We start from the raw sequence: 26,868 nt of genomic DNA, 5'->3' as shown, positions 1-26,868 counted from the left end.
AAGAACTCTATTTATCAATTTAAACTACAGAAAGGATAGTTTAGTTATATAAAGTAACTGAACACTTTCGTCTATAAAAAACTACTCTATATTCTTTGAAAGGAGTTGAACACGCCCTAAATACTGTGTGAAAAAGATAAATTCTCTTGTGAGCATCGCTCACTGCAAGAATTTCCTATTTTCACTTTGTATTTCACGGGCTTTGTATCCTATATGACTAATATCCAAAATATGTCCCTTGAGGACATCATGGGAGAGCGCTTTGGTCGCTACTCCAAGTACATCATTCAAGACCGGGCTTTGCCAGACATTCGGGATGGATTGAAGCCGGTTCAACGTCGTATTCTTTATTCTATGAATAAGGATGGCAATACTTTTGACAAGAGCTACCGTAAGTCGGCCAAGTCTGTCGGGAACATCATGGGTAATTTTCACCCACACGGGGATTCTTCGATCTATGACGCCATGGTCCGTATGTCTCAGGACTGGAAAAACCGTGAGATTCTAGTTGAAATGCACGGAAACAACGGTTCAATGGACGGAGATCCACCTGCGGCTATGCGTTATACGGAAGCTCGTTTATCAGAGATTGCAGGCTACCTTCTTCAAGATATCGATAAAAAGACAGTTCCCTTTGCTTGGAACTTTGACGATACTGAGAAAGAGCCAACTGTCTTACCAGCAGCCTTTCCAAACCTTTTAGTCAATGGTTCAACAGGTATTTCAGCTGGTTATGCCACAGATATTCCACCGCATAATTTGGCAGAGGTTATCGATGCGACAGTCTATATGATTGATCACCCAACTGCTAAGGTTGAAAAGCTCATGGAATTCTTGCCTGGGCCAGATTTCCCTACTGGTGCCATTATCCAAGGTCGTGATGAAATCAAAAAGGCCTATGAAACTGGTAAAGGGCGCGTGGTTGTTCGTTCTAAGACAGAAATTGAGAATCTTAAAGGTGGTAAGGAACAAATCGTTATTACTGAGATTCCTTATGAAATCAATAAGGCTAACTTGGTCAAGAAAATCGATGAAGTCCGTGTCAATAACAAGGTGTCAGGTATCGCTGAGGTTCGTGATGAGTCTGACCGTGATGGTCTTCGCATCGCTATAGAACTCAAAAAAGATGCGAACACGGAACTTGTTCTCAACTACCTTTTCAAATACACTGACTTGCAAATCAACTACAACTTCAACATGGTGGCGATTGACAATTTCACACCTCGTCAGGTTGGGATTGTGCCAATCTTGTCTAGTTATATCGCCCACCGTCGTGAAGTCATCTTGGCGCGTTCTAGCTTTGACAAGGAAAAGGCTGAAAAACGTCTCCATATCGTGGAAGGTTTGATTCGCGTTATCTCGATTTTGGATGAAGTCATTGCCCTTATCCGTGCTTCTGAGAATAAGGCTGATGCCAAGGAAAATCTCAAGGTCAGCTATGAATTTACCGAAGAACAGGCTGAAGCTATTGTTACCTTGCAACTTTATCGTTTAACTAATACAGACGTGGTTGTATTGCAGGAAGAAGAAGCAGAACTTCGTGAGAAGATTGCTATGCTTGCGGCTATCATCGGTGACGAACGAACTATGTACAATCTCATGAAGAAAGAACTCCGTGAGGTCAAGAAGAAATTTGCGACTCCACGTTTGAGTACTTTAGAAGATACAGCAAAAATTATCGAGATTGATACAGCTAGTCTAATCGCTGAAGAAGATACTTACGTCAGCGTGACTAAGGCAGGTTACATCAAGCGTACTAGTCCTCGTTCTTTCGCAGCTTCGACCATAGAAGAAATTGGGAAACGAGATGATGACCGTTTGCTATTTGTCCAATCAGTTAAAACCACTCAGCATCTCTTAATCTTTACAACGCTTGGAAATGTCATTTACCGACCAGTCCATGAATTAGCAGATATTCGTTGGAAGGATATCGGGGAGCACTTGAGTCAAACAATTACAAACTTTGAAACCAATGAAGAAGTGCTCTATGTTGAAGTTGTGGATCAGTTTGAGGATGCGACAACCTACTTTGCAGCGACTCGCCTTGGACAAATCAAACGTGTTGAACGTAAAGAATTTTCTCCATGGAGAACCTACCGTTCTAAATCTGTTAAGTTCGCTAAGTTGAAAGACGATAGTGACCAGGTTGTAGCTGTTGCACCAATCAAGCTTGATGACGTTTTATTGATTAGTAAAAATGGTTATGCCCTTAGATTTAATATCGAAGAAGTTCCAGTTGTTGGATCTAAGGCTGCAGGGGTCAAAGCTATGAATCTGAAAGCAGATGATGAACTTCAATCTGCCTTTATCTGCAATACTTCATCCTTCTATCTGTTAACGCAACGTGGAAGTTTGAAACGTGTTTCAACAGAGGAAATTCCAGCAACCAGTCGTGCTAAGCGTGGTCTTCAAGTTCTTAGAGAATTGAAGAACAAGCCACATCGTGTCTTCCTGGCTGGAGCAGTCTCAGAACAAGGATTTATCGGAGATCTCTTTAGTACAGAAGTAGAAGATGGCGAACAAACTCTTGTCATTCAATCAAATAATGGAACGATTTACGAAGCAATCCTACAAGATTTGAATCTATCAGAGCGTACAAGTAATGGAAGCTTTATCTCAGATACTATTTCAGACGAGGAAGTTTTCGATGCCTACCTTAAAGAAATCTTTAGAGAAGACAAAGAAAATTAGAAATCAGTCCTATGGACTGATTTTTTATGAGCAAAATTTTCAGAAAATTACAAATAATACTTGAATTTTTAGGAGAATAGTGTAGAATAGAACACAAAGCCTGATTAGAATAAAGGAGATTATCATGACAGTTACGATTGATTGGGAAAATCTCGGTTTTTCCTATATGAAACTACCTTATCGTTATATCGCTTATTTTAAAGATGGACAATGGACACAAGGGGAATTAACAGAAGATGCAACCTTGCATATTTCAGAATCATCTCCAAGTCTTCACTATGGACAGCAAGCATTTGAAGGATTGAAAGCCTATCGTACAAAGGATGGTAGCGTACAACTCTTCCGTCCAGATGAAAATGCTAAACGTCTACAACGTACTTGTGATCGCCTTTTGATGCCTCAAGTTCCAACAGAAATGTTTGTAGAAGCATGTAAAGCAGTTGTTCGTGCCAATGAAGAATACGTACCACCTTATGGAACTGGTGGAACCCTCTACCTCCGTCCACTCTTGATTGGTGTCGGAGATATCATTGGTGTAAAACCAGCAGAGGAGTATATCTTTACCATCTTTGCGATGCCAGTTGGAAATTACTTTAAGGGTGGATTGGTTCCAACAAACTTCTTGATTCAAGATGAGTATGACCGTGCTGCACCAAATGGAACAGGGGCTGCTAAGGTCGGTGGTAACTATGCAGCCAGTCTTTTACCAGGAAAAATGGCTAAATCCCGTCATTTCTCAGATGTTATTTATCTAGATCCCTCAACCCACACCAAGATTGAAGAAGTCGGTTCAGCAAACTTCTTTGGGATTACAGCTGACAATGAGTTTGTAACCCCATTGAGTCCATCAATCTTGCCATCCATTACCAAGTACTCATTACTTTACTTGGCAGAGCATCGTTTGGGCTTGAAACCTGTTGAGGGGGATGTGCCAATTGATAGTCTGGATCGATTTGTAGAAGCAGGTGCCTGTGGTACTGCAGCCGTAATTTCACCTATTGGGGGAATCCAACACGGTGATGACTTCCATGTTTTCTACAGTGAAACAGAGGTTGGTCCAGTGACTCGTAAACTATACGATGAATTGACAGGTATCCAATTTGGTGACATTGAAGCACCAGAAGGCTGGATTGTAAAAGTAGATTAAACATTATTAAAGGAGATCTTTATGAAAACGAAAAAGTGGATGTTAACAGCAGGAGTTGTCCTGAGTACAGCAGTTCTTCTTGTGGCTTGTGGTAAAGCTGACAAGGAAGCAGACGCACCTACTACCTTCTCTTACGTCTATGGAGTAGACCCATCATCTTTGGACTACAGTATCGCAACTCGTACTTCAACAACGGATATCATCGGTAACGTCGTTGATGGTTTGTTGGAAAATGACGAATACGGAAATTTGGTTCCATCTCTAGCTGAGGATTGGAGCGTCTCACAAGACGGTTTGACTTATACTTATAAACTTCGAAAAGGGGTTAAATGGTATACTTCAGAGGGTGAAGAATACGCTGAAGTAACTGCGCATGACTTTGTTACAGGATTGAAACACGTTGCAGATGGTAAATCAGACGGTGTCACTCTTATTCAAAACTCCATCAAGGGCTTGAATGAATATATGACTGGTGAGACTAATGACTTCTCAACAGTTGGAGTTAAGGCGTTGGACGATTACACAGTCCAGTACACTCTTAATGCACCTGAAAGTTTCTGGAATTCAAAAGTGACTTCAGCAACTATGTTGCCGGTAAACGAAGAATTCCTCAAAGCTTCTGGTAAGAACTACGGAGCTGTCAGCCCATCTGGTATCCTTTATAACGGTCCGTATATCTTGAAGACATTGACTTCAAAATCGTTAATCGAATACGAAAAGAATCCAAATTATTGGGATAAAGAGAAAGTTAAAATCGAGAAGGTTAAATTGACCTACTATGATGGGTCAGACCAAGAATCATTGATCCGTAGTTTCTCTTCAGGTGTTTATACAACAGCTCGTATCTTCCCAAGTAGCTCCAACTTTGCTTCTACTTTAGAACAATACGGAGACAAAATCACCTACAGTCCACAGGATTCAACTAGTTATTACTTCACGTTTAACGTAAACCGTCAATCATACAATAAGACAGCAAAAACAAGTGAAGAACAAAAAACTTCCACAAAAGAAGCAATGTTGAACAAGGATTTCCGTCAAGCAATCAACTTTGCCTTCAACCGTCATTCTTATGCCGCACAACTTAATGGTGAAGATGGTGCGGACAAGATTATTCGTAATAGTCTAGTTCCAGATAACTTTGTCCAATCTGGTGGTAAAAACTTTGGTGACATCGCTCAAGCAGAATTGGTTAACTACGGTGACCAATGGAAAGGCGTTGAGCTTGTAGATGGAAAAGATACCATCTACAATCCTGATAAAGCCAAAGCTTCGTTTGAGAAAGCTAAGAAAGAATTGGAAGCAAAAGGTGTGACTTTCCCAATTCATTTGGATGTCCCAGTTGAACAAACAGATACAATTGCTGTTCAACAAAGCAATTCCTTTAAACAATCAATCGAGTCAACTCTTGGTTCTGAAAATGTCGTTATCGATGTTCTTCAGATGACTGATAACGAGAAGGAAAGTATTACATCTCAAGCACGTGTTCCTGCTCAGAAAGACTATGACTTGAATAGCACTGGTTGGGCTCCAAGCTATCAAGACCCAGCAAGTTATCTAAATATCATGGATCCTAAAACTGGTTCTGCTATGAAACACCTTGGTATTACGAAAGGTAAAGACAAGGAAGTAGTAGCTCAACTTGGTTTGGATGAATATAAGAAACTCTTGGATGATGCAGTTTCTGAGACAAATGACTTGGACAAGAGATATGAAAAATATGCCAAAGCGCAAGCATGGCTCACTGATAGCTCTCTCTTGATGCCAACAGCTTCATCAGGTGGTTCACCAGTTGTCAGCAACGTTGTTCCATTCTCTAAACCTTACTCACAAGTAGGTATCAAGGGTGATCCATATATCTTCAAGGGAATGAAATTGCAAAAAGAGATTGTATCTGCTAAAGAATATCAAGCAGCTCTTGAAAAATGGCAAAAAGAAAAATTGGAATCAAACGGTAAATACCAAAAAGAGCTAGAAAGTCATGTCAAATAAAACAGACTAGAATTTTTGGAATAAAGGGGCCTATATGGAATGGATTAAACTAATAGGAATAGTTATCATTGTGATTGGTTTTATCTATAAATTAGATACCATTGCAACGGTAGTCTTAGCTAGTTTAGTTACAGCTCTAGTTTCTGGAGTTTCTCTTGTTGAGTTCTTGGAAATTTTGGGAAAAGAATTTAGTAATCAACGAGTTCTGACGATTTTTATAGTGACTTTGCCACTGGTAGGTTTATCTGAAACTTTTGGGCTCAAGCAACGTTCGATTGACTTGATTCAAAAGATTAAAGGACTGACTGTAGGAAGTTTTTATACAGTGTATTTCTTTTTTCGGGAACTCGATGGTTTCTTTGCCATTCGTCTAGGAGGACATCCGCAGTTTGTAAGGCCTTTGGTTCAACCCATGGGACAAGCAGCAGCGGAGTCACAATTAGGTAGAAAATTAACGGAGCAGGAGAGCGAAGCGCTAAAAGCGCGTGCAGCAGCAAATGATAATTTTGCAAATTTCTTTGCTCAGAATACTTTCGTTGGTGCAGGTGGTGTCCTCTTAGTTGGGGGCACTCTGGACCAATTAGGTTACGAAAGTAATTATGCAGGCATCGCTTCGGCTTCACTTATTATTGCAGGAGTTGCCCTTCTTGTAGTAGGGATTTACAATTACTTGTTTGATAAAAAACTGCTAGCTAATAAGCTTAGTAAAGGGAAAGAAGAATGACCAATCTAGCAAGACAGTTATTAGAGTTGACCTATATTGTGATTGGTTGTCAATTCCTTCATACGGCTTATTGTAGCTATAAAGATAAAACAAACCCAGTTCGCTTTGGAACAGCTGGGTTTTGGGCTTTATTGGGAATCAGTTTTATTGGTGGTTCCTATTTACCATCGATCTTGATTGGTGTTATTGTAGTGTTATTGGCCCTACTGACTCTTTTTAAACAGGTTCGTATAGGGACCTTGCCGTCACTTGATGAAGTCAAGGCAAATATTGAAGCCAAACGATTAAAGAATAAAATTTTTATCCCAGTCATGTTAATGGCTTTGATTGCTTTAGTATTAGCAAAAGTAATTCCTGAGTTTAGTAAGATTGCTATCAGTCTTGCAGCATTTTTTGCAACCCTGTCTCTCCTTTTGATTACTAAGAGTTCTCCTAAGAGCTTATTAGCAGAAAACAATCGCATGGTCCAACAAGTTTCAACCAGTGGGATTGTTCCTCAGCTTTTAGGAGCTTTGGGTGCGATTTTTACCGTAGCAGGAGTGGGAGACTTGATTTCGCATTTGATAAGCGGTCTAGTACCTTCTGGTAGTCGTTTTATGGGAGTGGTAGCTTATGTCCTTGGGATGGTTCTATTTTCCATGATAATGGGGAATGTCTTTGCGGCTTTCACAGTCATTACTGCTGGAATTGGTGTTCCCTTTGTATTTACCTTGGGAGCTGATCCAATCGTAGCCGCTGCACTTGCAATGACAGCAGGTTGCTGTGGGACCTTACTGACTCCAATGGCTGCTAACTTTAATGCATTACCGGCAGCACTTTTGGAGATGAAAGATCCAAATGGCGTTATCAAAGCGCAAGTAGGAGTGGCTGTTATCATGATAATCCTACATGTATTTTTAATGTACTATTTGGCGTTTTAGCAAAGGAAATAAAATGAAAATATTAGTTACAGGTTTTGATCCTTTCGGTGGTGAAAAGGTCAATCCAGCTCTGGAAGCAGTTAAATCATTGCCGTCTGTAATTCATGGAGCGGAGATACGCTGGGTAGAGATTCCAACAGTCTTTTATCAATCAGCAGAGGTTTTAGAAACAGAAATTGTCCGTTATCAACCAGATGTGGTACTCTGCATCGGACAAGCAGGAGGTAGAGCTAGTTTAACTCCTGAACGAGTTGCCATCAACCAAGATGATGCTAGAATTCCAGATAACGATGGAAATCAGCCGATTGATACACCTATTCGCCTAGATGGAGAAGCTGCCTATTTTAGCACCCTCCCTATCAAAGCAATGGTACAAGCCATAAAAGAGGTAGGGCTGCCAGCTACAGTATCCAATACAGCTGGAACCTTTGTTTGCAACCATTTGATGTATCAGGCTCTCTATTTAGCGGATAAAAAGTTTCTGAATATGAGAGCAGGATTTATGCATATTCCTTATATGACAGAACAGGTGATAAACAAACCGAATACTGCATCTATGAATTTAGCTGATATCGTCAAAGGAATTGAAGCTGCGATTGGTGCTATCGTGGACTACAAAGATAAGGACTTGAAAATAGTTGGTGGAGCAACCCATTAATTGACTAAAATTCAAGGAAAAAATTTCTCTAGACGATTCAAGGAACTCTTTACCAAGAATAGCTTGGTAGAGAGTTTTTTCTTGCGAGATTGGGGAATTTCTTGTAAAATAGAAAAAAGTGAAAAGAGGTATCGTATGAGTAAAAAAGATAAAAAAATTGAGATTCAGTTGTCAGATGCTAAAGTAGTAGTTGGAAAAGATAACTATGATGGTTATACATTAACGATTGGCAAAAAATTGATTGGTGAAATTGCCGAACTAGATAACCAATTTGCTATTATAAAGAATGGAAATGTCGATAGTTTTTACAAAAATCTTGAAAAAGCTGTGGAAATATTGATTGAAAACTATAATTTAGCAAAATAGTGCTTGTTTTTTGCAATTTTTCATGATATAATAGATTTTGTTCATTATCGGAGAGATAGCGAAGAGGCTAAACGCGGCGGACTGTAAATCCGCTCCTTCGGGTTCGGGGGTTCGAATCCCTCTCTCTCCATTTCACTTTTGGGGTATAGCCAAGCGGTAAGGCAAGGGACTTTGACTCCCTCATGCGTTGGTTCGAATCCAGCTACCCCAGTTTCTAGGTAATAAATTCAAGATAAAAAGAAAAATATCTTAGGGTATTTTATTTTTATAATTGAAGGACGTTCGAGATATTCATGTCGTTGCGGGTGCTTAGGAAAAAAATTATAAGTATGTCAAGTTGAAAAAACTTGATCGTTGGAGGATTTTTTAGATGAACGAATTTGAAGATTTGCTAAATAGCGTTAGCCAAGTTGAACCTGGTGATGTTGTTAGTGCTGAAGTATTGACAGTTGATGCTAATCAAGCTAACGTTGCAATCTCAGGAACTGGTGTTGAAGGTGTCTTGACTCTTCGCGAATTGACAAACGATCGCGATGCAGATATCAATGACTTTGTAAAAGTAGGTGAAGTATTTGACGTTCTTGTACTTCGTCAAGTAGTTGGTAAAGATACTGATACAGTAACATACCTTGTATCTAAAAAACGCCTTGAAGCTCGCAAAGCATGGGACAAACTTGTAGGACGCGAAGAAGAAGTTGTTACAGTTAAAGGAACTCGCGCTGTTAAAGGTGGACTTTCAGTAGAATTTGAAGGTTTGCGTGGATTTATCCCAGCTTCAATGTTGGATACTCGTTTCGTACGTAACACTGAGCGTTTTGTAGGTCAAGAATTTGAAGCTAAAATCAAAGAAGTTGACCCTAAAGAAAACCGCTTCATCCTTTCACGTCGTGAAGTTGTAGAAGCAGCTACTGCAGCAGCTCGTGCAGAAGTTTTCGGTAAATTGGCTGCTGGTGATGTAGTAACTGGTAAAGTTGCTCGTATCACAAGCTTCGGTGCTTTCATCGACCTTGGTGGTGTTGATGGATTGGTTCACTTGACTGAATTGTCACACGAACGTAACGTTTCACCTAAATCAGTTGTAACTGTTGGTGAAGAAGTTGAAGTGAAAATCCTTGATCTTAACGAAGAAGAAGGACGTGTATCACTTTCACTTAAAGCAACAACACCTGGACCATGGGATGGCGTTGAGCAAAAATTGGCTAAAGGTGACGTTGTAGAAGGAACAGTTAAACGTTTGACTGACTTCGGTGCATTTGTTGAAGTATTGCCAGGTATCGATGGACTTGTTCACGTATCACAAATTTCACACAAACGTATTGAAAATCCAAAAGAAGCTCTTACAGTTGGTCAAGAAGTTACTGTTAAAGTTCTTGATGTTAACGCTGACGCAGAACGCGTTTCACTTTCTATCAAGGCTCTTGAAGAACGTCCAGCTCAAGAAGAAGGACAAAACGAAGAAAAACGTGCTCCACGTCCACGTCGTCCAAAACGTCAAGAAAAACGTGACTTTGAACTTCCAGAAACACAAACTGGATTCTCAATGGCTGACTTGTTCGGAGACATCGAACTTTAATCAATCAGATTTAATTACAAATCCTTTGTTGTTAAAACAAGGGATTTTTCTTTTTTCAACTAGTATTTTTTGATATAATGGTTTTATGTTATATTCCGAAAAAGAATCAATTTATCAAATGGTCAATGCTCAGCTCACTGGATTTTTAGAAGGTGAGACCAATGTGTTGGCTAATCTATCAAATGCCAGTGCTCTCTTAAAAATGAACTTTCCTCGTACTGTCTTTGCAGGTTTCTATTTATATGACGGAAATGAGCTTATTTTAGGGCCTTTTCAAGGTGGAGTTTCATGTGTTAGAATCCCACTTGGAAAAGGAGTATGTGGAGAGTCTGCGGCTAGCCGTCAAACGGTCATTGTTGGAGATGTAAAGACCTATCCAAATTATATTTCTTGTGATAGTAGTGCTCGTAGCGAGATCGTACTTCCGATGGTAAAAAATGGACAGCTTCTGGGTGTATTAGATTTGGACTCATCTCATGTAGATGATTATGATGAAATTGATCAACGCTATTTAGAAGAGTTTGTGTCCATTTTACTAGATAAGACAGAATGGAAATTTTCAATGTTTGAGGAGAAAGCATAATGTATCAGGCGCTTTATCGAAAATATAGAAGTCAAAATTTTTCACAGTTAGTGGGCCAGGATGTTATTGCTCGAACACTTAAACAGGCTGTGGAGCAGGATAAGATTAGTCACGCCTACCTATTTTCAGGGCCTCGTGGAACTGGTAAAACCAGTGTAGCCAAAATATTTGCCAAGGCTATGAACTGCCCCAATCAAGTAGGGGGAGAACCTTGTAATAACTGTTATATCTGTCAAGCTGTAACGGAAGGAAGTTTAGAAGACGTTATCGAAATGGATGCTGCTTCTAATAATGGGGTTGATGAAATTCGTGATATCCGTGATAAATCAACCTATGCTCCAAGTATAGCTCAGTATAAGGTCTATATCATTGACGAGGTCCATATGCTTTCAACAGGTGCCTTTAACGCACTTTTGAAAACACTGGAAGAACCTACTCCAAATGTCGTTTTTATTCTGGCAACGACAGAGTTGCATAAAATTCCTTCTACTATCTTGTCTCGTGTTCAACGCTTCGAGTTTAAGTCTATTAAGACTCAGGATATTCGTGATCATATCTTCCAGATTTTGGAAAAGGAAGGGATTGATTACGAAACAGAAGCTGTTGAAATTATTGCTCGACGAGCTGAAGGCGGGATGCGGGATGCCTTGTCAATTCTAGACCAAGCATTAAGCTTAACACAAGAAACTACTCTTACAACAGCTGTTTCAGAAGAAATTACGGGTACCATTAGTTTAAGTGCTTTGGATCATTACGTAGCTGCTTTAGCTCAAAAGGATGTAACAGCTGCCTTAGAAAATCTGGACTTAATCTTTGAGAATGGGAAGAGTATGACACGTTTTGTAGTCGATTTACTACAATACCTACGTGATATCTTAATTGTTCAAGCAGGTGGAGAAAATACTCACCATAGTGATGTATTTGAGAGAAACTTAGAACTTCCGCAGGATGTCTTGTTTGAGATGATTAGTCTTGCTACTAAAAGTCTAGCTGATATTAAGGCTAGCCTACAGCCTAAGATTTATGCTGAAATGATGACCATTCGTTTAGCAGAAATTGATACCCAACCAGAACTTTCAGGTGAAGTGACTGAGGAACTGTCTTCTCTTCGAGAAGAAGTTGCACTTTTGAAACAAGCTCTTGCCAATGTTGGTTCTAATTCCAAACAAACTGTTTCTACACCAAGTCGTCCGACGAACAGTAAGTCCATCTATCGTGTAGACCGAAATAAGGTGCAGTCTATTCTTCAAGAAGCAGTAGAAAATCCAGACTTAGCCCGTCAAAACTTAATCCGTCTTCAGAATGCTTGGGGAGAAGTCATCGAAAGCTTATCAGGACCAGATAAGGCACTCTTGGCTGGTTCTCAACCAGTTGCTGCTAATGAACACCATGCGATTTTGGCTTTTGAATCGAATTTCAATGCTGGTCAAACCATGAAACGAGACAATCTTAACACCATGTTTGGCAATATTCTTAGTCGTGCTGCTGGATTTTCTCCAGAGATTCTTGCTATTTCTATGGAAGAATGGAAGGAAGTTCGAGCTGCATTTTCAAGCAGAGCTAAAGGTTCTCAAGAACAGGTCAATAAGGAAGAACCCGAAGAGTCCATACTTCCTCAAGGCTTTGAATTTTTAGCAGATAAAGTGACCATAGCAGAAGACTAATAGGAAGTTGTGGTAAAAGACTATGAACAGACAACAATTCATTATCATGGCCTTATTTACTGCTGCTGAGACTTATTTCTTTAATGAATCCATCATGGAGCAACGGTATATCGTGGCCTTACTTTGGGCTATTTTGATCCTGAGAAATTTTCGCGTGAGCTATATCATGGGTAAAATTGTGAGCGCTATAGATGATCATTTTCAAGGGAAGAAGTAGCTCCTAGCTTCTAGACAAAATCAAAGCCTTTTAGGCTTTTTTTTGTTATACTATAAAGGTATATTTATTGACATTTTACCGTATTTTCTAGGGATTTAAAAAGGTTAAGTTTCAGGTAAATACAGTAAAAAGGATGAAAAGAAAGGAACAATCATGTCAGTATTAGAGATCAAAGATCTTCACGTTGAAATTGAAGGAAAAGAAATTTTAAAAGGGGTCAATCTGACTCTTAAAACAGGGGAAATTGCAGCTATCATGGGACCAAATGGTACAGGTAAGTCTACTCTTTCAGCTGCAATTATGGGAAACCCGAACTATGAAGTCACTAAAGGGGAAGTCTTGTTTGACGGTGTAAACATCCTTAAATTGGAAGTGGATGAGCGTGCGCGTATGGGACTTTTCCTTGCCATGCAATATCCATCAGAAATTCCTGGGATTACAAATGCTGAGTTTCTTCGTGCAGCTATGAATGCTGGTAAAGAAGATGATGAGAAGATTTCAGTTCGTGAATTTATCACTAAGTTAGACGAAAAAATGGAATTGCTCAACATGAAAGAAGAAATGGCAGAGCGTTACCTTAACGAAGGTTTCTCTGGTGGTGAGAAAAAACGTAATGAAATTCTACAACTCTTGATGTTGGAACCAACTTTTGCCCTTCTTGATGAGATTGACTCAGGTCTTGATATCGATGCCCTTAAAGTTGTCTCAAAAGGTGTGAATGCTATGCGTGGTGAAAGTTTTGGTGCTATGATCATTACTCACTACCAACGTCTTTTGAACTATATCACACCAGATGTGGTACACGTGATGATGGAAGGTCGTGTTGTTCTTTCTGGTGGTCCAGAATTGGCTGCACGCTTGGAACGTGAAGGATACGCGAAACTAGCTGAAGAACTTGGCTATGACTACAAGGAAGAATTGTAATTCCCTCGTATCTTTTAGGAGAAGTAAATGACTAAAGAAACTATTAAACTTTTTTCAGAAATGCACGCTGAACCAAGCTGGTTGTCAGACCTCCGTCAAAAAGCGTTTGATAAGATTGAGAGTTTGGAATTGCCAGTCATTGAGCGTGTAAAATTTCACCGTTGGAATCTTGGTGATGGAACTATTACAGAAAGTGAACCGTCAGCAAATGTTCCTGATTTCACTACTTTAGACAATCACTTGAAATTGGTGCAGGTTGGAACTCAAACTGTTTTCGAACAAATTCCAGTTGAGTTGGCTGAACAAGGAGTGGTCTTCACAGACTTCCATTCAGCTTTAGAAGAAATTCCAGAACTCGTAGAAGAATTTTTCATGTCATCTGTTAAGTACGACGATGACAAGTTGGCAGCTTATCACACTGCTTACTTTAACAGTGGTGCTGTTCTCTACATTCCAGATAACGTAGAAATCACAGAACCAATTGAAGGTATTTTCTACCAAGACAGCGATAGCGATGTACCATTTAACAAGCATATCCTCATTATCGCTGGTAAGAACAGTAAGATTAGTTACCTTGAACGCTTGGAGTCACGTGGTGGAGGTAGTGCCAAAGCAACTGCTAATATCACAGTAGAAGTGATTGCTCGTTCAGGCGCGCAAGTGAAGTTTGCGGCGATTGACCGTCTAGGTGAGAACGTCACAGCCTACATTAGCCGCCGTGGTAAATTGGGCAACGATGCAAGTATTGACTGGGCTATCGGTGTCATGAACGAAGGAAATGTTGTTGCTGACTTTGATAGTGACTTGATTGGTAATGGTAGCCATGCAGATCTCAAGGTCGTAGCACTTTCAAGTGGCCGTCAGGTTCAAGGGATTGATACTCGAGTGACTAACTATGGTTGCAACTCTATCGGTAATATCCTTCAACATGGCGTTATCCTTGAAAAAGCAACCTTGACCTTCAATGGTATTGGCCACATCATCAAGGGTGCCAAAGGAGCAGACGCTCAACAAGAGAGCCGAGTTCTTATGCTTTCAGACCAAGCGCGTTCAGATGCTAACCCAATTCTTTTGATTGATGAAAATGATGTCACTGCAGGTCACGCGGCTTCTATTGGTCAAGTTGATCCAGAAGACATGTACTACCTCATGAGTCGTGGTTTGGATAAAGCGACTGCGGAACGCTTGGTTGTACGTGGTTTCCTTGGATCTGTTATCGTTGAGATCCCTGTCAAGGAAGTTCGTGATGAAATGATTGCGACGATCGAAGAAAAATTGTCAAAACGCTAAGGGGAAGCCTATGTTAGATGCAGAAGTGATTCGCAAGGATTTTCCGATTTTAGACCAGATTGTCAATGACGAACCTCTGGTTTATTTGGACAATGCTGCGACGACACAAAAACCACTAGCTGTTCTAGAAGCCATTAATCGCTACTATAAGCAGGATAATGCCAATGTCCACCGTGGTGTTCATACCTTGGCAGAGCGTGCGACAGCATCCTATGAAGCTTCTCGTGAAACCATTCGCAAATTCATTAATGCTAAGTCGACAAAGGAAGTTCTCTTTACCAGAGGTACCACAACTAGTCTCAACTGGGTAGCGCGCTTCGCTGAGGAGGTCTTGACCGAGGGGGACCAGGTCTTGATTTCAATCATGGAACACCATTCCAATATTATCCCATGGCAGGAAGCTTGTCGCAAGACCGGAGCTGAGCTTGTTTATGTCTATCTCAAGGATGGAGCTCTTGATATGGATGACCTTCGGGCTAAATTGACGGACAAGGTTAAGTTTGTTTCGCTAGCCCATGCATCAAACGTTCTTGGAGTAGTTAATCCAATCAAAGAAATCACGCAAATGGCTCATAAAGTTGGTGCTATTATGGTGGTGGATGGAGCTCAATCTACACCTCATATGAAGATTGATGTCCAGGACTTGGATGTAGATTTCTTTGTCTTCTCAGGTCACAAGATGGCTGGTCCGACAGGCATCGGTGTTCTTTATGGCAAAGAAAAGTATCTGGAACAAATGTCACCAATTGAGTTTGGCGGCGAGATGATTGATTTCGTATATGAGCAATCTGCTAGTTGGAAAGAATTACCTTGGAAATTCGAGGCCGGAACTCCCAATATGGCAGGTGCGATTGGACTAGCTGCTGCAGTAGATTATCTTGAAAATCTTGGTATGGATGCCATTGAAGCTCATGAACAGGAATTGATCGCATATGTCTTTCCAAAATTGCAGGCAATTGAGGGATTGACCATTTACGGTTCGCAAGATTTGGCTCAACGTTCAGGTGTCATTGCCTTTAACCTAGGGGATCTTCATCCTCATGATTTAGCTACAGCACTTGATTATGAAGGAGTGGCTGTTCGCGCTGGTCATCATTGCGCTCAACCCTTGCTCCAGTATTTGGACGTTCCAGCAACAGCTCGTGCAAGCTTTTATATCTACAATACCAAGGCAGATTGCGACAAGTTAGTCGATGCTTTACAAAAGACAAAGGAGTTTTTCAATGGCACTTTCTAAACTAGATAGCCTTTATATGGCAGTGGTGGCGGACCATTCGAAAAATCCCCATCACCAAGGGAAGCTAGAAGATGCTGAACAAATCAGTCTTAACAATCCAACCTGTGGTGATGTGATTAATCTCTCTGTTAAGTTTAATGCAGATAATCGTTTGGAAGATATTGCTTTTCTAAACTCTGGTTGTACGATTTCAACTGCCTCTGCTAGTATGATGACAGATGCAGTCTTAGGAAAGACCAAGCAAGAAATCCTTGAGCTTGCAACTATCTTTTCTGAAATGGTTCAAGGTCAAAAGGATGAGCGTCAAGATCAACTTGGAGATGCAGCTTTCTTATCAGGAGTTGCCAAGTTTCCTCAACGAATCAAATGCGCAACCCTAGCTTGGAACGCCCTTAAAAAAACAATTGAAGACCAATAAAACAAATAAGACAAAGTTTCTTTGTTTTATTAATCATAAGTAATGAAGAATGAAAGAAAGGATATTATGGCTGAAGAAAGAGTAGAACCAAAACCAATTGACCTTGGTGAATATAAATTTGGTTTCCATGACGATGTAGAGCCTGTCCTATCGACAGGAAAAGGATTGAATGAAGATGTCATTCGTGAACTATCAGCTGCTAAGGGTGAGCCTGAGTGGATGTTGGAATTCCGTTTGAAGTCTTATGAAACCTTCAAAAAAATGCCCATGCAAACATGGGGAGCAGACTTGTCAGAAATTGATTTTGATGACTTGATTTACTACCAAAAACCATCTGATAAACCAGCTCGTTCTTGGGATGAAGTTCCTGAAAAAATCAAAGAAACCTTTGAACGTATTGGGATTCCTGAAGCTGAGCGTGCTTATCTAGCTGGAGCTTCTGCCCAGTATGAGTCAGAAGTGGTTTACCATAACATGAAGGAAGAATTTGAGAAGTTAGGAATTATCTTTACAGATACAGATTCTGCCCTCAAGGAATACCCAGATTTGTTTAAACAATACTTTGCTAAGTTAGTACCGCCGACAGATAACAAGTTAGCTGCCCTCAACTCAGCAGTATGGTCAGGTGGAACCTTTATCTATGTACCAAAAGGAGTTAAAGTGGATATTCCACTTCAAACCTACTTCCGTATCAACAACGAAAATACAGGACAGTTTGAACGTACCTTGATTATCGTTGATGAGGGAGCAAGTGTCCACTATGTTGAAGGATGTACAGCACCTACTTATTCAAGCAATAGCTTACATGCTGCTATTGTAGAAATCTTTGCTTTGGATGGAGCTTACATGCGTTATACGACTATCCAAAACTGGTCTGATAACGTCTATAACTTGGTTACAAAACGCGCTAAGGCTCAAAAAGATGCGACTGTTGAGTGGATTGATGGGAACTTGGGTGCCAAAACAACTATGAAATATCCATCTGTATATCTTGATGGAGAAGGAGCGCGTGGTACCATGCTTTCTATCGCCTTTGCTAATGCAGGGCAACACCAAGATACTGGTGCTAAGATGATCCACAATGCACCGCATACAAGTTCATCAATCGTTTCAAAATCTATCGCCAAAGGTGGAGGGAAGGTTGACTATCGTGGACAAGTAACCTTTAACAAGAACTCTAAGAAATCTGTTTCTCACATCGAGTGTGATACCATTATCATGGATGACTTGTCAGCATCAGATACTATTCCGTTTAATGAAATTCACAACTCACAAGTAGCTTTGGAACACGAAGCCAAAGTATCTAAGATTTCAGAAGAACAACTCTATTATCTCATGAGTCGTGGTTTGTCAGAGACTGAAGCAACTGAGATGATTGTCATGGGATTTGTCGAACCCTTCACTAAAGAACTTCCAATGGAATACGCAGTTGAGCTTAACCGTTTGATTAGCTACGAGATGGAAGGATCAGTCGGATAAACTTTATGAACAGAAACTGAGGCTGGGACAAAAGTCCTAGCCTCTCAATTGTCTTTGGATTGTCGAGCAAGACGCAGTGGTTGAGTGGGCTCTACTACGCTGATTTCATCAGCTTTTACAGCCCTACTCAACTGTGCGGAGGTGGGACGACGAAATCGTATTCTAACGAATTACCGATTTCTGTCCCACTCTCAGTTTTTTTGATGATAAATGCTAATAAATATTCACAAAAATACTTATATATGATAAAATAATACAATCTTATAAATTGGGAGATGAATGATGAATATTTTTAGAACCAAAGACGTTAGTCTAGGTAAAACAGAAATGCATCGCCATTTAAAACTATGGGATTTAATTCTCTTGGGAATTGGTGCTATGGTGGGAACAGGTATTTTTACGATTACAGGAACTGCTGCAGCAACATTAGCAGGACCTGCCCTTGTGGTATCGATTGTAATTTCTGCTATCTGCGTATCCTTATCTGCACTCTTTTTTGCAGAATTTGCTTCTCGTGTTCCTGCAACGGGTGGAGCCTATAGTTATTTATATGCAATTTTGGGTGAATTCCCAGCCTGGATAGCTGGTTGGTTAACCATTATGGAATTTATGACAGCTGTTTCTGGTGTCGCTTCAGGTTGGGCTGCTTACTTTAAAGGTTTGCTTAGTCATTATGGAATTTCTCTGCCCCAAGCCTTGAATGGAATTTTTAATCCTGAGCATGGTACTTATATTGATCTTTTGCCAATTTTAGTGATTATGCTTGTTACTGCAGTCGTCCTCATGAATTCGAAAACTGCTCTTCGTTTTAATTCGATTCTTGTTGTTTTAAAATTTTCTGCTCTTGCCTTATTTATCTTAGTTGGAATTTGGTATATCAAACCTGAGAACTGGTCGAATTTTGCTCCATTTGGTTTTGGTCAGATTTATGGTGGAAGCACAGGGATTATGGCTGGAGCTTCACTCATGTTCTTTGGATTCTTAGGTTTTGAGTCCATTTCTATGGCAGTTGATGAAATTCAACGACCGCAAAAGAACATCCCTCGTGGAATTGTCTTATCCTTGATGATCGTAACCATCCTTTATGCCATGGTTACCTTGATATTAACTGGTATTGTTCACTATAGTAAGCTCAATGTTGATGATGCAGTGGCTTTTGCTCTGAGAAGTATCGGTATTGGTTGGGCAGCTAATTATGTTTCACTCGTTGCGATTTTTACCTTGATTACGGTATGTATTTCAATGACCTATGCCTTGTCACGAATGATTTATAGCTTGGCTCGTGATGGCCTCTTGCCTCAGAGTTTCAAACAAGTAACCAAGACCAGTCGTGTCCCTAAGAATGCAACCATTTTAACAGGTATTGTTTCAGCGATTGCAGCGGGAATTTTCCCACTAGCAAGTATTGCAGCCTTTCTCAATATCTGTACCTTGGCTTATCTTATTTTATTAGCCTATGGGATTATTAAACTGAGAAAAGATAAGGGGATGCCCAAAGAGGGAGAATTTAAAACACCATTGGTTCCTTTTTTACCAATCTTTTCTATTTTGATTTGCCTCTCATTCATGCTTCAGTATTCCCTTGAAACATGGATGGCATTTGGCCTTGCTTTATTAATAGGAGTTATTATTTACTTTGTTTATGGATATAACCATTCGACTGTAGCCGAAAATGAATAAAGAAAAAATCGCGATTACTCGCGATTTTTTTATAATTTTTCATTTACAAATCGAACGAAACGATTCCACCAAACTTTCAAGAAAAAGGCTTTTTCAACATTTTTTTCAGCAACCATATCAAAGCGTGGTTTGTCAGAGGTAATATAACCTTGACCAACTAAGTCTTTGTCTTCGTAAGTCAGATGTCCAACCACTGTGCCTGCCTCAAGTGGTGCAGCATGCTCAGTACTATCAGGTGTGTAAGTAATAGATGACTGTGCGCGACTACCGAGACGTTGGACAATTTTTATATCTTCTTTAGCGACTGCTGTAACAGTATCTTGCTTTCCGTCATAAACTGGAGCTTTACTTTCTTGGTAGCTTTCCCCTTGATTGACGATTGTTTGAAGAGCAAAATTGGATGAGATATAATCTAAAAGAGCTGAAGTTGCTGTGAAACGAGCATAAGGGTTGTTATCTTGGTTGTCAGCGTTAAGGACAACAGTAATGATACGCATGCCTTTTTCAACAGTTGTACCGACAAAGGATGCTCCTGCTTTATCAGTTGTTCCAGTCTTGAGTCCATCAATTCCACCACGATAGGCTGGTAACCCCTCTAACATATAGTTGGTAGAATGAATTGTCATACCTGCAAAAGTAGAAGAAGGTTTCTTGGTAATTTCTAAAACCTGAGGATACTTTAGGATAAGATTACGAGCGACGACAGCCACATCATAGGCGCTCAATTTATTTTCATCGTCTTTTTTAGAACCTGGGTAGATGTTGTTACCAAGGGTTTCGTTGTTAAGGCCGGTTGTATTGACTAGGGTAGCATCTTGGATTCCCCATTCAAGAAGCTTAGCCTTCATCAGATCGACAAAGTCTTTTTCAGATCCAGCAACCTTTTCTGCTAAGGCGATAGCTGCACTATTGGCACTAGATACCAATGTTGCTTCTAGTAACTCTTCAACAGTATAGTTACGAGCTTCCATAGGAACGTTACTTGCTTCGGAGTTGGTTGTGAGCTGATATGGGTAATCTGAAATTTCTACCGGAGTGGAAAGAGTGATTTTTCCTTGTTCCAGTGCTTCATAGACTAGGTAAACAGTAAGTAGCTTACTAATAGAGGCAATTTCAACAGGTTGATTTGCCTCTTTTTCATATAAAATCTTACCAGTATTAGCTTCAACAGCAATGGCATGTTTTGCAGCAACATCAAAATCCTGGGCAAAAACCGTAGTAGCAGAACCAAATGAAATAAGTGTTAGTAGTGTTAAAAATAATTTCTTCATAGTAATTGTATTCTATCATAAAGACAAAAAATAATCTTGTTTTTATAATGTAGGTTATCAATCTTTTTCGAAATATGGTAAAATAGGAAAAAGAGGAGGTGGCTTATGTTTCGGAGAAATAAATTATTCTTCTGGACCACTGAGATATTATTAATAACCCTTATTTTCTACTTATGGAGAGAAATGGGTGCTATTATTACACCATTTGTAAGTGTCGTAAATACCATCATGATTCCCTTCTTATTAGGAGGATTTCTGTATTACCTAACCAACCCAATTGTTATCTTTTTAGAGAAAGAGTGTAAAATCAACCGAATTATCGGGATTTTGTTGACACTTTTTGTTCTCATTGGTTCTCTGGTGATAGGTGTAGTATATCTTTTACCGATTTTAATCAATCAGTTGAGTAGTTTGATTAATTCTAGCCAAGGTATTTATGGTCGACTTCAAGATTTAGTAATAGAATTATCAAAATATCCTGCTTTCCAAGAGCTAGATGTCCAACAAACAATCCGACAATTAAATCTTTCTTACATCGATATTTTACAGAATATCTTAAATAGTGTAACAAACAGTGTTGGAAGTGTTCTTTCAGCTTTGGTTAGCACTGTTTTAATTATCATTATGACACCAGTTTTCTTGATTTATTTTCTTTTAGATGGGCATAAATTTTTGCCGATGTTAGAAAGAACTATTTTAAAACGAGACAAACTCAATATATCTGGTTTGATAACAAACTTGAATGCTACTATTTCCCGTTACATAAGTGGAGTATCCATTGATGCGTTTATTATTGGATGTTTGGCCTTTATCGGCTATAGTGTGATTGGCTTGAAATATGCATTAGTTTTTGCTATTTTCTCTGGTTTAGCCAATTTGATTCCTTATGTTGGACCGAGTATTGGACTAATACCGATGATTATTTCAAATCTGTTTACGGATCCTCAAAAGATGATAATAGCAGTTATCTATATGCTGATTATCCAACAAGTAGATGGGAATATCCTATACCCTCGAATTGTGGGTGGTGTCATGAAGGTTCATCCGATTACAATTCTCGTCCTATTATTGCTATCAAGTAATATCTATGGTGTCGTTGGTATGATTGTTGCCGTTCCTACCTACTCTATTCTCAAAGAAATATCCAAATTCCTAGTTCGACTTTATGAAAAACATAAAGAAGTACAAGAAAAATAAAGATTTTCAAAAAGAAACAGATTCATCTGTTTCTTTTTTTATCAATAAATCGAGTACCGAGAAGAAGAATAAGAATAATTCACAAAATCTTTGTAAAACACTTGCAATTTAGCTAAAATTTGATAAAATAGTAAGGAAAGTTAGACTGTATTGCCTACTGTCTATCTATAAAATATATTTTATTGGAGGCTTTTACTCAAATGGCAAAAGAAAAATACGATCGTAGTAAACCACACGTTAACATTGGTACTATCGGACACGTTGACCACGGTAAAACTACCCTAACTGCAGCTATCACAACTGTTTTGGCACGTCGCTTGCCTTCAGCAGTTAACCAACCTAAAGACTATGCGTCTATCGATGCTGCTCCAGAAGAACGCGAACGCGGTATCACTATCAACACTGCGCACGTTGAGTACGAAACTGAAAAACGTCACTACGCTCACATCGACGCTCCAGGACACGCGGACTACGTTAAAAACATGATCACTGGTGCCGCTCAAATGGACGGAGCTATCCTTGTAGTAGCTTCAACTGACGGACCAATGCCACAAACTCGTGAGCACATCCTTCTTTCACGTCAGGTTGGTGTTAAACACCTTATCGTCTTCATGAACAAGATCGACTTGGTTGACGACGAAGAATTGCTTGAATTGGTTGAAATGGAAATCCGTGACCTTCTTTCAGAATACGACTTCCCAGGTGACGATCTTCCAGTTATCCAAGGTTCAGCTCTTAAAGCTCTTGAAGGTGACTCTAAATACGAAGACATCATCATGGAATTGATGAACACTGTTGATGAGTACATTCCAGAACCAGAACGTGACACTGATAAACCATTGCTTCTTCCAGTCGAAGACGTATTCTCAATCACTGGACGTGGTACAGTTGCTTCAGGACGTATCGACCGTGGTACTGTTCGTGTCAACGACGAAATCGAAATCGTTGGTATCAAAGAAGAAACTTCAAAAGCAGTTGTTACTGGTGTTGAAATGTTCCGTAAACAACTTGACGAAGGTCTTGCAGGAGATAACGTAGGTGTCCTTCTTCGTGGTGTTCAACGTGACGAAATCGAACGTGGACAAGTTATTGCTAAACCAGGTTCAATCAACCCACACACTAAATTCAAAGGTGAAGTTTACATCCTTACTAAAGAAGAAGGTGGACGTCACACTCCATTCTTCAACAACTACCGCCCACAATTCTACTTCCGTACTACTGACGTTACAGGTTCAATCGAACTTCCAGCAGGTACTGAAATGGTAATGCCAGGTGATAACGTGACAATCGACGTTGAGTTGATCCACCCAATCGCCGTAGAACAAGGTACTACATTCTCTATCCGTGAGGGTGGACGTACTGTTGGTTCAGGTATGGTTACAGAAATCGAAGCTTAATTCGATTTAGTTCCCAGAAGAACAATTATTTAAGTCAGACACTAAAAGAATCTTGCTAAGCAAGGTTCTTTTTTTGTAATTTTGAAGGTATTAGACTAGCTTTTTTACATTTTCACAAATTCATGGTAAAATGGATAAATATAAAAAACGAGGTATGAATATGAAGTATAAACGAATCGTATTTAAAGTTGGAACATCATCATTGACACACAAGGATGGAAGTTTATCTCGAAGTAAAGTGAAGGCAATTACTCAACAACTCTCAATGTTACACGAGTCAGGTCATGAATTAATTCTTGTATCTTCTGGGGCTGTTGCAGCTGGTTTTGGTCCACTTGGATTTAAGAAAAGACCGACAAAAATTGCTGATAAACAAGCTGCAGCAGCTGTTGGTCAGGGTTTGCTTTTAGAGGAATATACAACCAACCTCCTCATGCGCCAAATTGTCTCTGCACAAATCTTACTTACTCAGGATGATTTTGTAGACAAAAGACGTTATAAAAATGCGCATCAAGCTTTAACAGTTCTCCTTAATCGTGGAGCAATCCCCATCATCAATGAGAATGACAGTGTAGTGATTGATGAACTGAAAGTTGGAGATAATGATACACTGAGTGCTCAGGTGGCTGCTATGGTTCAGGCAGATTTGCTAGTTCTTTTGACAGATGTGGATGGACTTTATACAGGAAATCCTAACACAGATCCAAAGGCTAAACGCTTGGATAAAATTGAGTCTATTAACCGTGAGATTATTGATATGGCTGGTGGTGCTGGATCTTCAAATGGAACAGGTGGTATGTTAACGAAAATAAAAGCTGCTACCATTGCAACTGAGTCAGGTGTTCCCGTTTATATCTGTTCTTCCTTGAAACCTGATGCTTTAATTGAAGCAGCTGAAGAGACTCATGATGGTTCTTTCTTTTTTGCACAAGAAAAGGGACTTCGTACCCAGAAACAATGGTTGGCTTTTTATGCAAAAAGTCAGGGCATTATTTGGGTAGATAGTGGAGCGGCAGAAGCATTAACAAAGAACGAAAAAAGTCTCCTTTTATCTGGTGTAGTAGATGTAGAAGGTAATTTCTCTTACCACGATATTGTAACGGTGGCTGATAAAGAAACTGGTCAATCACTTGGAAAGGGACGTGTTCAATTTGGAGTTTCTGCCGTGGAAGATATGATGCGTTCGCAAAAAGCTAAGGGAGTCTTGATTCACCGTAATGATTGGATTTCTATTACTCCTGAAATTCAACTGCTCTTTACAGAATTTTAGAGGTAAACTATGGTAAGTACACAAGAACAATTTGAACAAGTACAGGCTGTAAAAAAGTCGATCAACACAGCTAGTGAAAAGCTTAAAAACCAAGCCTTGCTAGCTATGGCTGATCACTTAGTAGCAACTACTGAGGAGATTTTAACAGCCAATGCTCGTGATATGGAAGAGGCTAAAGGTAAAATCTCAGAAGTTATGTTGGATCGTCTTTATTTGGATGCAGGTCGTATTCAAGATATGGCAACTGGCATTCGTGAGGTGGTTGCTCTTCCAGACCCAATTGGTGAAACCCTAGAAACAAATCATCTTGAAAATGGATTGGTGATTACTAAGAAACGTGTAGCTATGGGAGTTATTGGTATTATCTATGAAAGTCGTCCCAATGTAACCTCCGATGCGGCTGCTTTAGCTATAAAAAGTGGAAATGCAGTTGTCCTTCGTAGTGGTAAGGACGCCTTTCAAACCGCTCATGCTATTGTTGTTGCTTTGAAAAAAGGATTAGAGGAAACTGAAATCCACCCAGACGTCATTCAGTTGGTGCAGGATACCAGCCGTGAAAGTAGCTATGCTATGATGAAGGCGAAAGGCTACCTAGATCTCCTTATTCCTCGTGGAGGTGCGGGCTTGATTAGTGCAGTAGTAGAAAATGCTATTGTACCAGTTATTGAGACAGGTACTGGTATCGTCCATGTGTACGTGGATAAGGATGCTGATGAGGATAAGGCGCTCTCTATTGTCAATAATGCTAAAACTAGTCGCCCTTCTGTATGTAATGCAATGGAGGTTTTGCTGGTTCATGAAAATATAGCAGCGACTTTTCTTCCTCGCTTGGAGCAAGTTCTTGTGAATGAACGTGAAGAAGCTGGACTTGAACCAATTCAACTGCGTCTAGATGAGAAAGCTAGACAGTTCATTTCCGGTGAAGTAGCTAAGTCTCAAGATTTTGACACTGAGTTTTTAGATTATGTCCTTGCTGTTAAGGTCGTTTCGAGTCTCGAGGAAGCGGTAGAGCATATCGAAGCTCACAGCACCCATCATTCGGATGCAATTGTAACAGAAAATCCAGTCGCAGCTGCTTATTTTGTAGAACAAGTGGATTCAGCAGCGGTTTATGTTAATGCTTCAACACGTTTTACGGATGGTGGTCAGTTTGGACTTGGCTGTGAAATGGGTATTTCTACTCAGAAATTGCATGCGCGTGGACCAATGGGATTAAAAGAATTAACCAGCTACAAGTATGTAGTTAATGGTTCTGGACAGATAAGGGAGTAAGGTATGAAGATTGGATTTATTGGACTAGGTAATATGGGTTCTAGTTTGGCAAAAGCAGTTATAGCTGCAACATCTGAAAACCAAGTTCTACTGGCTAACCGGAGTCAAGCTAAAGTAGATTCTTTTGTAGCCAACTACGGCGGACAGACTTCTAGTAATGAAGAAATTTTTGCAGTAGCAGATGTGATTTTTTTAGGAGTCAAGCCAGCCCAATTCTCTGAACTGCTTTCACAATATCAATCAATCCTTGAAAAAAGAGACAGTCTTCTATTGATCTCCATGGCTGCTGGCTTAACCTTGGAAAAACTAGAGAATTTGATTCCAAGTCAACATCGCATGATTCGTATCATGCCAAATACCCCTGTTGCTATTGGACAAGGAGTGATTAGTTTTGCGAAGTCTACAAACTGTCATCCAAAAGATAATGAGCTTTTTTGTCGACTCTTAAGTAAGGCAGGCCAATTAGTTGAAATAAATGAACAATTAATCGATGCTGCGACAGGTCTTGCAGGCTGTGGACCAGCCTTTGTCTATCTTTTTATCGAAGCTTTGGCAGATGCTGGTGTGCAAACAGGTTTACCACGCGATACAGCATTGGAAATGGCAGCACAAACAGTAGTAGGTGCAGGTCAGATGGTTCTTAAGACTCAACAACATCCTGGAGTTTTGAAAGATCAAGTTTGTAGCCCAGGAGGTTCTACTATTGCTGGTGTAGCAAGTTTGGAAGAACATTCTTTTAGGGGAACAGTTATGGATGCAGTCTATCAATCCTATAAACGAACACAAGAACTTGGTAAATAAGAGGTCGGAATACTTTCCGGCCTCTTTTATGATTAGTGAATAAAAAGCTTTTCACAAATGCCTATTTTTTTGATAAAATAGAAGGAAGAAAAAAAGAAAT

At 39.8% G+C, this 26,868-nt stretch carries 23 protein-coding genes and 2 tRNA genes; 24 read left to right on the top strand and 1 reads right to left on the bottom strand.

The features are described from left to right. Positions 1 to 213: 213 nt before the first annotated feature. The 19 genes from parC to ACWPVF_RS05600 all read left to right on the top strand — a co-directional run bounded on the left by parC (position 214) and on the right by ACWPVF_RS05600 (position 19,560). Positions 214 to 2,691: a DNA topoisomerase IV subunit A gene (gene parC / locus ACWPVF_RS05690; protein ID WP_414307483.1), complete on the top strand. Its 2,478-nt coding sequence runs from the start codon at positions 214 to 216 to the stop codon at positions 2,689 to 2,691. A gap of 124 nt (positions 2,692 to 2,815) precedes the next feature. Further along, complete coding sequence (locus tag ACWPVF_RS05685) at positions 2,816 to 3,838, top strand: branched-chain amino acid aminotransferase (RefSeq protein WP_016465685.1); 1,023 nt, start codon at positions 2,816 to 2,818, stop codon at positions 3,836 to 3,838. Positions 3,839 to 3,859: 21 nt separating this feature from the next. Beyond that, positions 3,860 to 5,827 carry a peptide ABC transporter substrate-binding protein gene (locus ACWPVF_RS05680; RefSeq protein ID WP_454385148.1) on the top strand — a complete coding sequence of 656 codons (1,968 nt, stop codon included), beginning with the start codon at positions 3,860 to 3,862 and terminating at the stop codon, positions 5,825 to 5,827. Positions 5,828 to 5,861: 34 nt separating this feature from the next. Next, positions 5,862 to 6,551, top strand: a complete 690-nt coding sequence (locus ACWPVF_RS05675) for a 5-oxoproline transporter, DUF969 family subunit (RefSeq protein ID WP_414307481.1) — start codon at positions 5,862 to 5,864, stop codon at positions 6,549 to 6,551. Next, on the top strand, positions 6,548 to 7,471 hold the full coding sequence (locus tag ACWPVF_RS05670) for a DUF979 domain-containing protein (protein WP_414307480.1): 924 nt from the start codon (positions 6,548 to 6,550) through the stop codon (positions 7,469 to 7,471). The genes ACWPVF_RS05675 and ACWPVF_RS05670 overlap by 4 nt, the downstream gene beginning before the upstream one ends. Positions 7,472 to 7,484: 13 nt before the next feature. Beyond that, positions 7,485 to 8,129, top strand: a complete 645-nt coding sequence (gene pcp, locus ACWPVF_RS05665; protein ID WP_414307479.1) for a pyroglutamyl-peptidase I — start codon at positions 7,485 to 7,487, stop codon at positions 8,127 to 8,129. A gap of 135 nt (positions 8,130 to 8,264) precedes the next feature. Beyond that, positions 8,265 to 8,495 carry a DUF2969 domain-containing protein gene (locus tag ACWPVF_RS05660; protein WP_006154105.1) on the top strand — a complete coding sequence of 77 codons (231 nt, stop codon included), beginning with the start codon at positions 8,265 to 8,267 and terminating at the stop codon, positions 8,493 to 8,495. Between the two features lie 49 nt (positions 8,496 to 8,544). Further along, positions 8,545 to 8,625 (top strand) — tRNA-Tyr (locus tag ACWPVF_RS05655). A gap of 9 nt (positions 8,626 to 8,634) precedes the next feature. Next, positions 8,635 to 8,706: transfer RNA gene (locus ACWPVF_RS05650), tRNA-Gln, on the top strand. A 159-nt stretch (positions 8,707 to 8,865) separates the two neighbouring features. Continuing rightward, positions 8,866 to 10,068 (top strand): 30S ribosomal protein S1, encoded by a 1,203-nt coding sequence (gene rpsA / locus ACWPVF_RS05645; protein WP_004253232.1) that lies wholly within the window; start codon positions 8,866 to 8,868, stop codon positions 10,066 to 10,068. 85 nt (positions 10,069 to 10,153) lie between these two features. Beyond that, positions 10,154 to 10,651 (top strand): GAF domain-containing protein, encoded by a 498-nt coding sequence (locus ACWPVF_RS05640; RefSeq protein ID WP_414307478.1) that lies wholly within the window; start codon positions 10,154 to 10,156, stop codon positions 10,649 to 10,651. Next, positions 10,651 to 12,315 carry a DNA polymerase III subunit gamma/tau gene (dnaX, locus tag ACWPVF_RS05635; RefSeq protein WP_414307477.1) on the top strand — a complete coding sequence of 555 codons (1,665 nt, stop codon included), beginning with the start codon at positions 10,651 to 10,653 and terminating at the stop codon, positions 12,313 to 12,315. The genes ACWPVF_RS05640 and dnaX overlap by 1 nt, the downstream gene beginning before the upstream one ends. A 22-nt stretch (positions 12,316 to 12,337) precedes the next feature. Next, on the top strand, positions 12,338 to 12,532 hold the full coding sequence (locus ACWPVF_RS05630; RefSeq protein WP_004253242.1) for a DUF3272 family protein: 195 nt from the start codon (positions 12,338 to 12,340) through the stop codon (positions 12,530 to 12,532). Positions 12,533 to 12,685: 153 nt separating this feature from the next. Further along, the gene (gene sufC, locus ACWPVF_RS05625; RefSeq protein ID WP_414307476.1) at positions 12,686 to 13,456 is read left to right on the top strand and encodes a Fe-S cluster assembly ATPase SufC; all 771 of its coding nucleotides are present in this window, start codon (positions 12,686 to 12,688) and stop codon (positions 13,454 to 13,456) included. A gap of 27 nt (positions 13,457 to 13,483) precedes the next feature. Beyond that, positions 13,484 to 14,746, top strand: coding sequence for a Fe-S cluster assembly protein SufD (gene sufD / locus ACWPVF_RS05620; protein WP_414307475.1), 1,263 nt, complete (start codon positions 13,484 to 13,486; stop codon positions 14,744 to 14,746). A 10-nt stretch (positions 14,747 to 14,756) separates the two neighbouring features. Then, positions 14,757 to 15,983, top strand: a complete 1,227-nt coding sequence (locus ACWPVF_RS05615) for a cysteine desulfurase (RefSeq protein ID WP_414307474.1) — start codon at positions 14,757 to 14,759, stop codon at positions 15,981 to 15,983. Further along, complete coding sequence (sufU, locus tag ACWPVF_RS05610; RefSeq protein WP_414307473.1) at positions 15,970 to 16,401, top strand: Fe-S cluster assembly sulfur transfer protein SufU; 432 nt, start codon at positions 15,970 to 15,972, stop codon at positions 16,399 to 16,401. The genes ACWPVF_RS05615 and sufU overlap by 14 nt, the downstream gene beginning before the upstream one ends. Before the next feature lie 66 nt (positions 16,402 to 16,467). After that, on the top strand, positions 16,468 to 17,880 hold the full coding sequence (gene sufB / locus ACWPVF_RS05605) for a Fe-S cluster assembly protein SufB (protein WP_414307472.1): 1,413 nt from the start codon (positions 16,468 to 16,470) through the stop codon (positions 17,878 to 17,880). 282 nt (positions 17,881 to 18,162) lie between these two features. After that, complete coding sequence (locus tag ACWPVF_RS05600) at positions 18,163 to 19,560, top strand: APC family permease (protein WP_414307471.1); 1,398 nt, start codon at positions 18,163 to 18,165, stop codon at positions 19,558 to 19,560. 29 nt (positions 19,561 to 19,589) lie between these two features. Here ACWPVF_RS05600 and pbp3 read toward each other — a convergent pair whose 3' ends face one another. Continuing rightward, complete coding sequence (gene pbp3, locus ACWPVF_RS05595) at positions 19,590 to 20,831, bottom strand: D-alanyl-D-alanine carboxypeptidase PBP3 (RefSeq protein WP_414307470.1); 1,242 nt, start codon at positions 20,829 to 20,831, stop codon at positions 19,590 to 19,592. A gap of 105 nt (positions 20,832 to 20,936) precedes the next feature. On the opposite strand from pbp3, the gene ACWPVF_RS05590 reads away from it, so the two are divergent. The 5 genes from ACWPVF_RS05590 (at position 20,937) to proC (ending at position 26,768) form a co-directional block, all read left to right on the top strand. Beyond that, the gene (locus ACWPVF_RS05590) at positions 20,937 to 22,028 is read left to right on the top strand and encodes an AI-2E family transporter (protein ID WP_045615089.1); all 1,092 of its coding nucleotides are present in this window, start codon (positions 20,937 to 20,939) and stop codon (positions 22,026 to 22,028) included. A 200-nt stretch (positions 22,029 to 22,228) separates the two neighbouring features. Then, entirely contained in the window at positions 22,229 to 23,425 is a 1,197-nt protein-coding gene (gene tuf, locus ACWPVF_RS05585; protein ID WP_004253262.1) for an elongation factor Tu, read from the top strand. 160 nt (positions 23,426 to 23,585) lie between these two features. Beyond that, on the top strand, positions 23,586 to 24,695 hold the full coding sequence (gene proB, locus ACWPVF_RS05580) for a glutamate 5-kinase (RefSeq protein ID WP_414307469.1): 1,110 nt from the start codon (positions 23,586 to 23,588) through the stop codon (positions 24,693 to 24,695). A 9-nt stretch (positions 24,696 to 24,704) separates the two neighbouring features. Next, complete coding sequence (locus ACWPVF_RS05575; protein WP_454385141.1) at positions 24,705 to 25,967, top strand: glutamate-5-semialdehyde dehydrogenase; 1,263 nt, start codon at positions 24,705 to 24,707, stop codon at positions 25,965 to 25,967. A 3-nt stretch (positions 25,968 to 25,970) separates the two neighbouring features. Next, positions 25,971 to 26,768, top strand: coding sequence for a pyrroline-5-carboxylate reductase (proC, locus tag ACWPVF_RS05570; protein ID WP_414307468.1), 798 nt, complete (start codon positions 25,971 to 25,973; stop codon positions 26,766 to 26,768). The last annotated feature ends 100 nt before the right edge of the window (positions 26,769 to 26,868 follow it).

It is taken from the genome of Streptococcus sp. Marseille-Q7087, assembly GCF_965111935.1.
The sequence above is the reverse complement of the archived record's forward strand: the minus strand, read 5'-3'. Positions and strand labels throughout refer to the sequence as shown.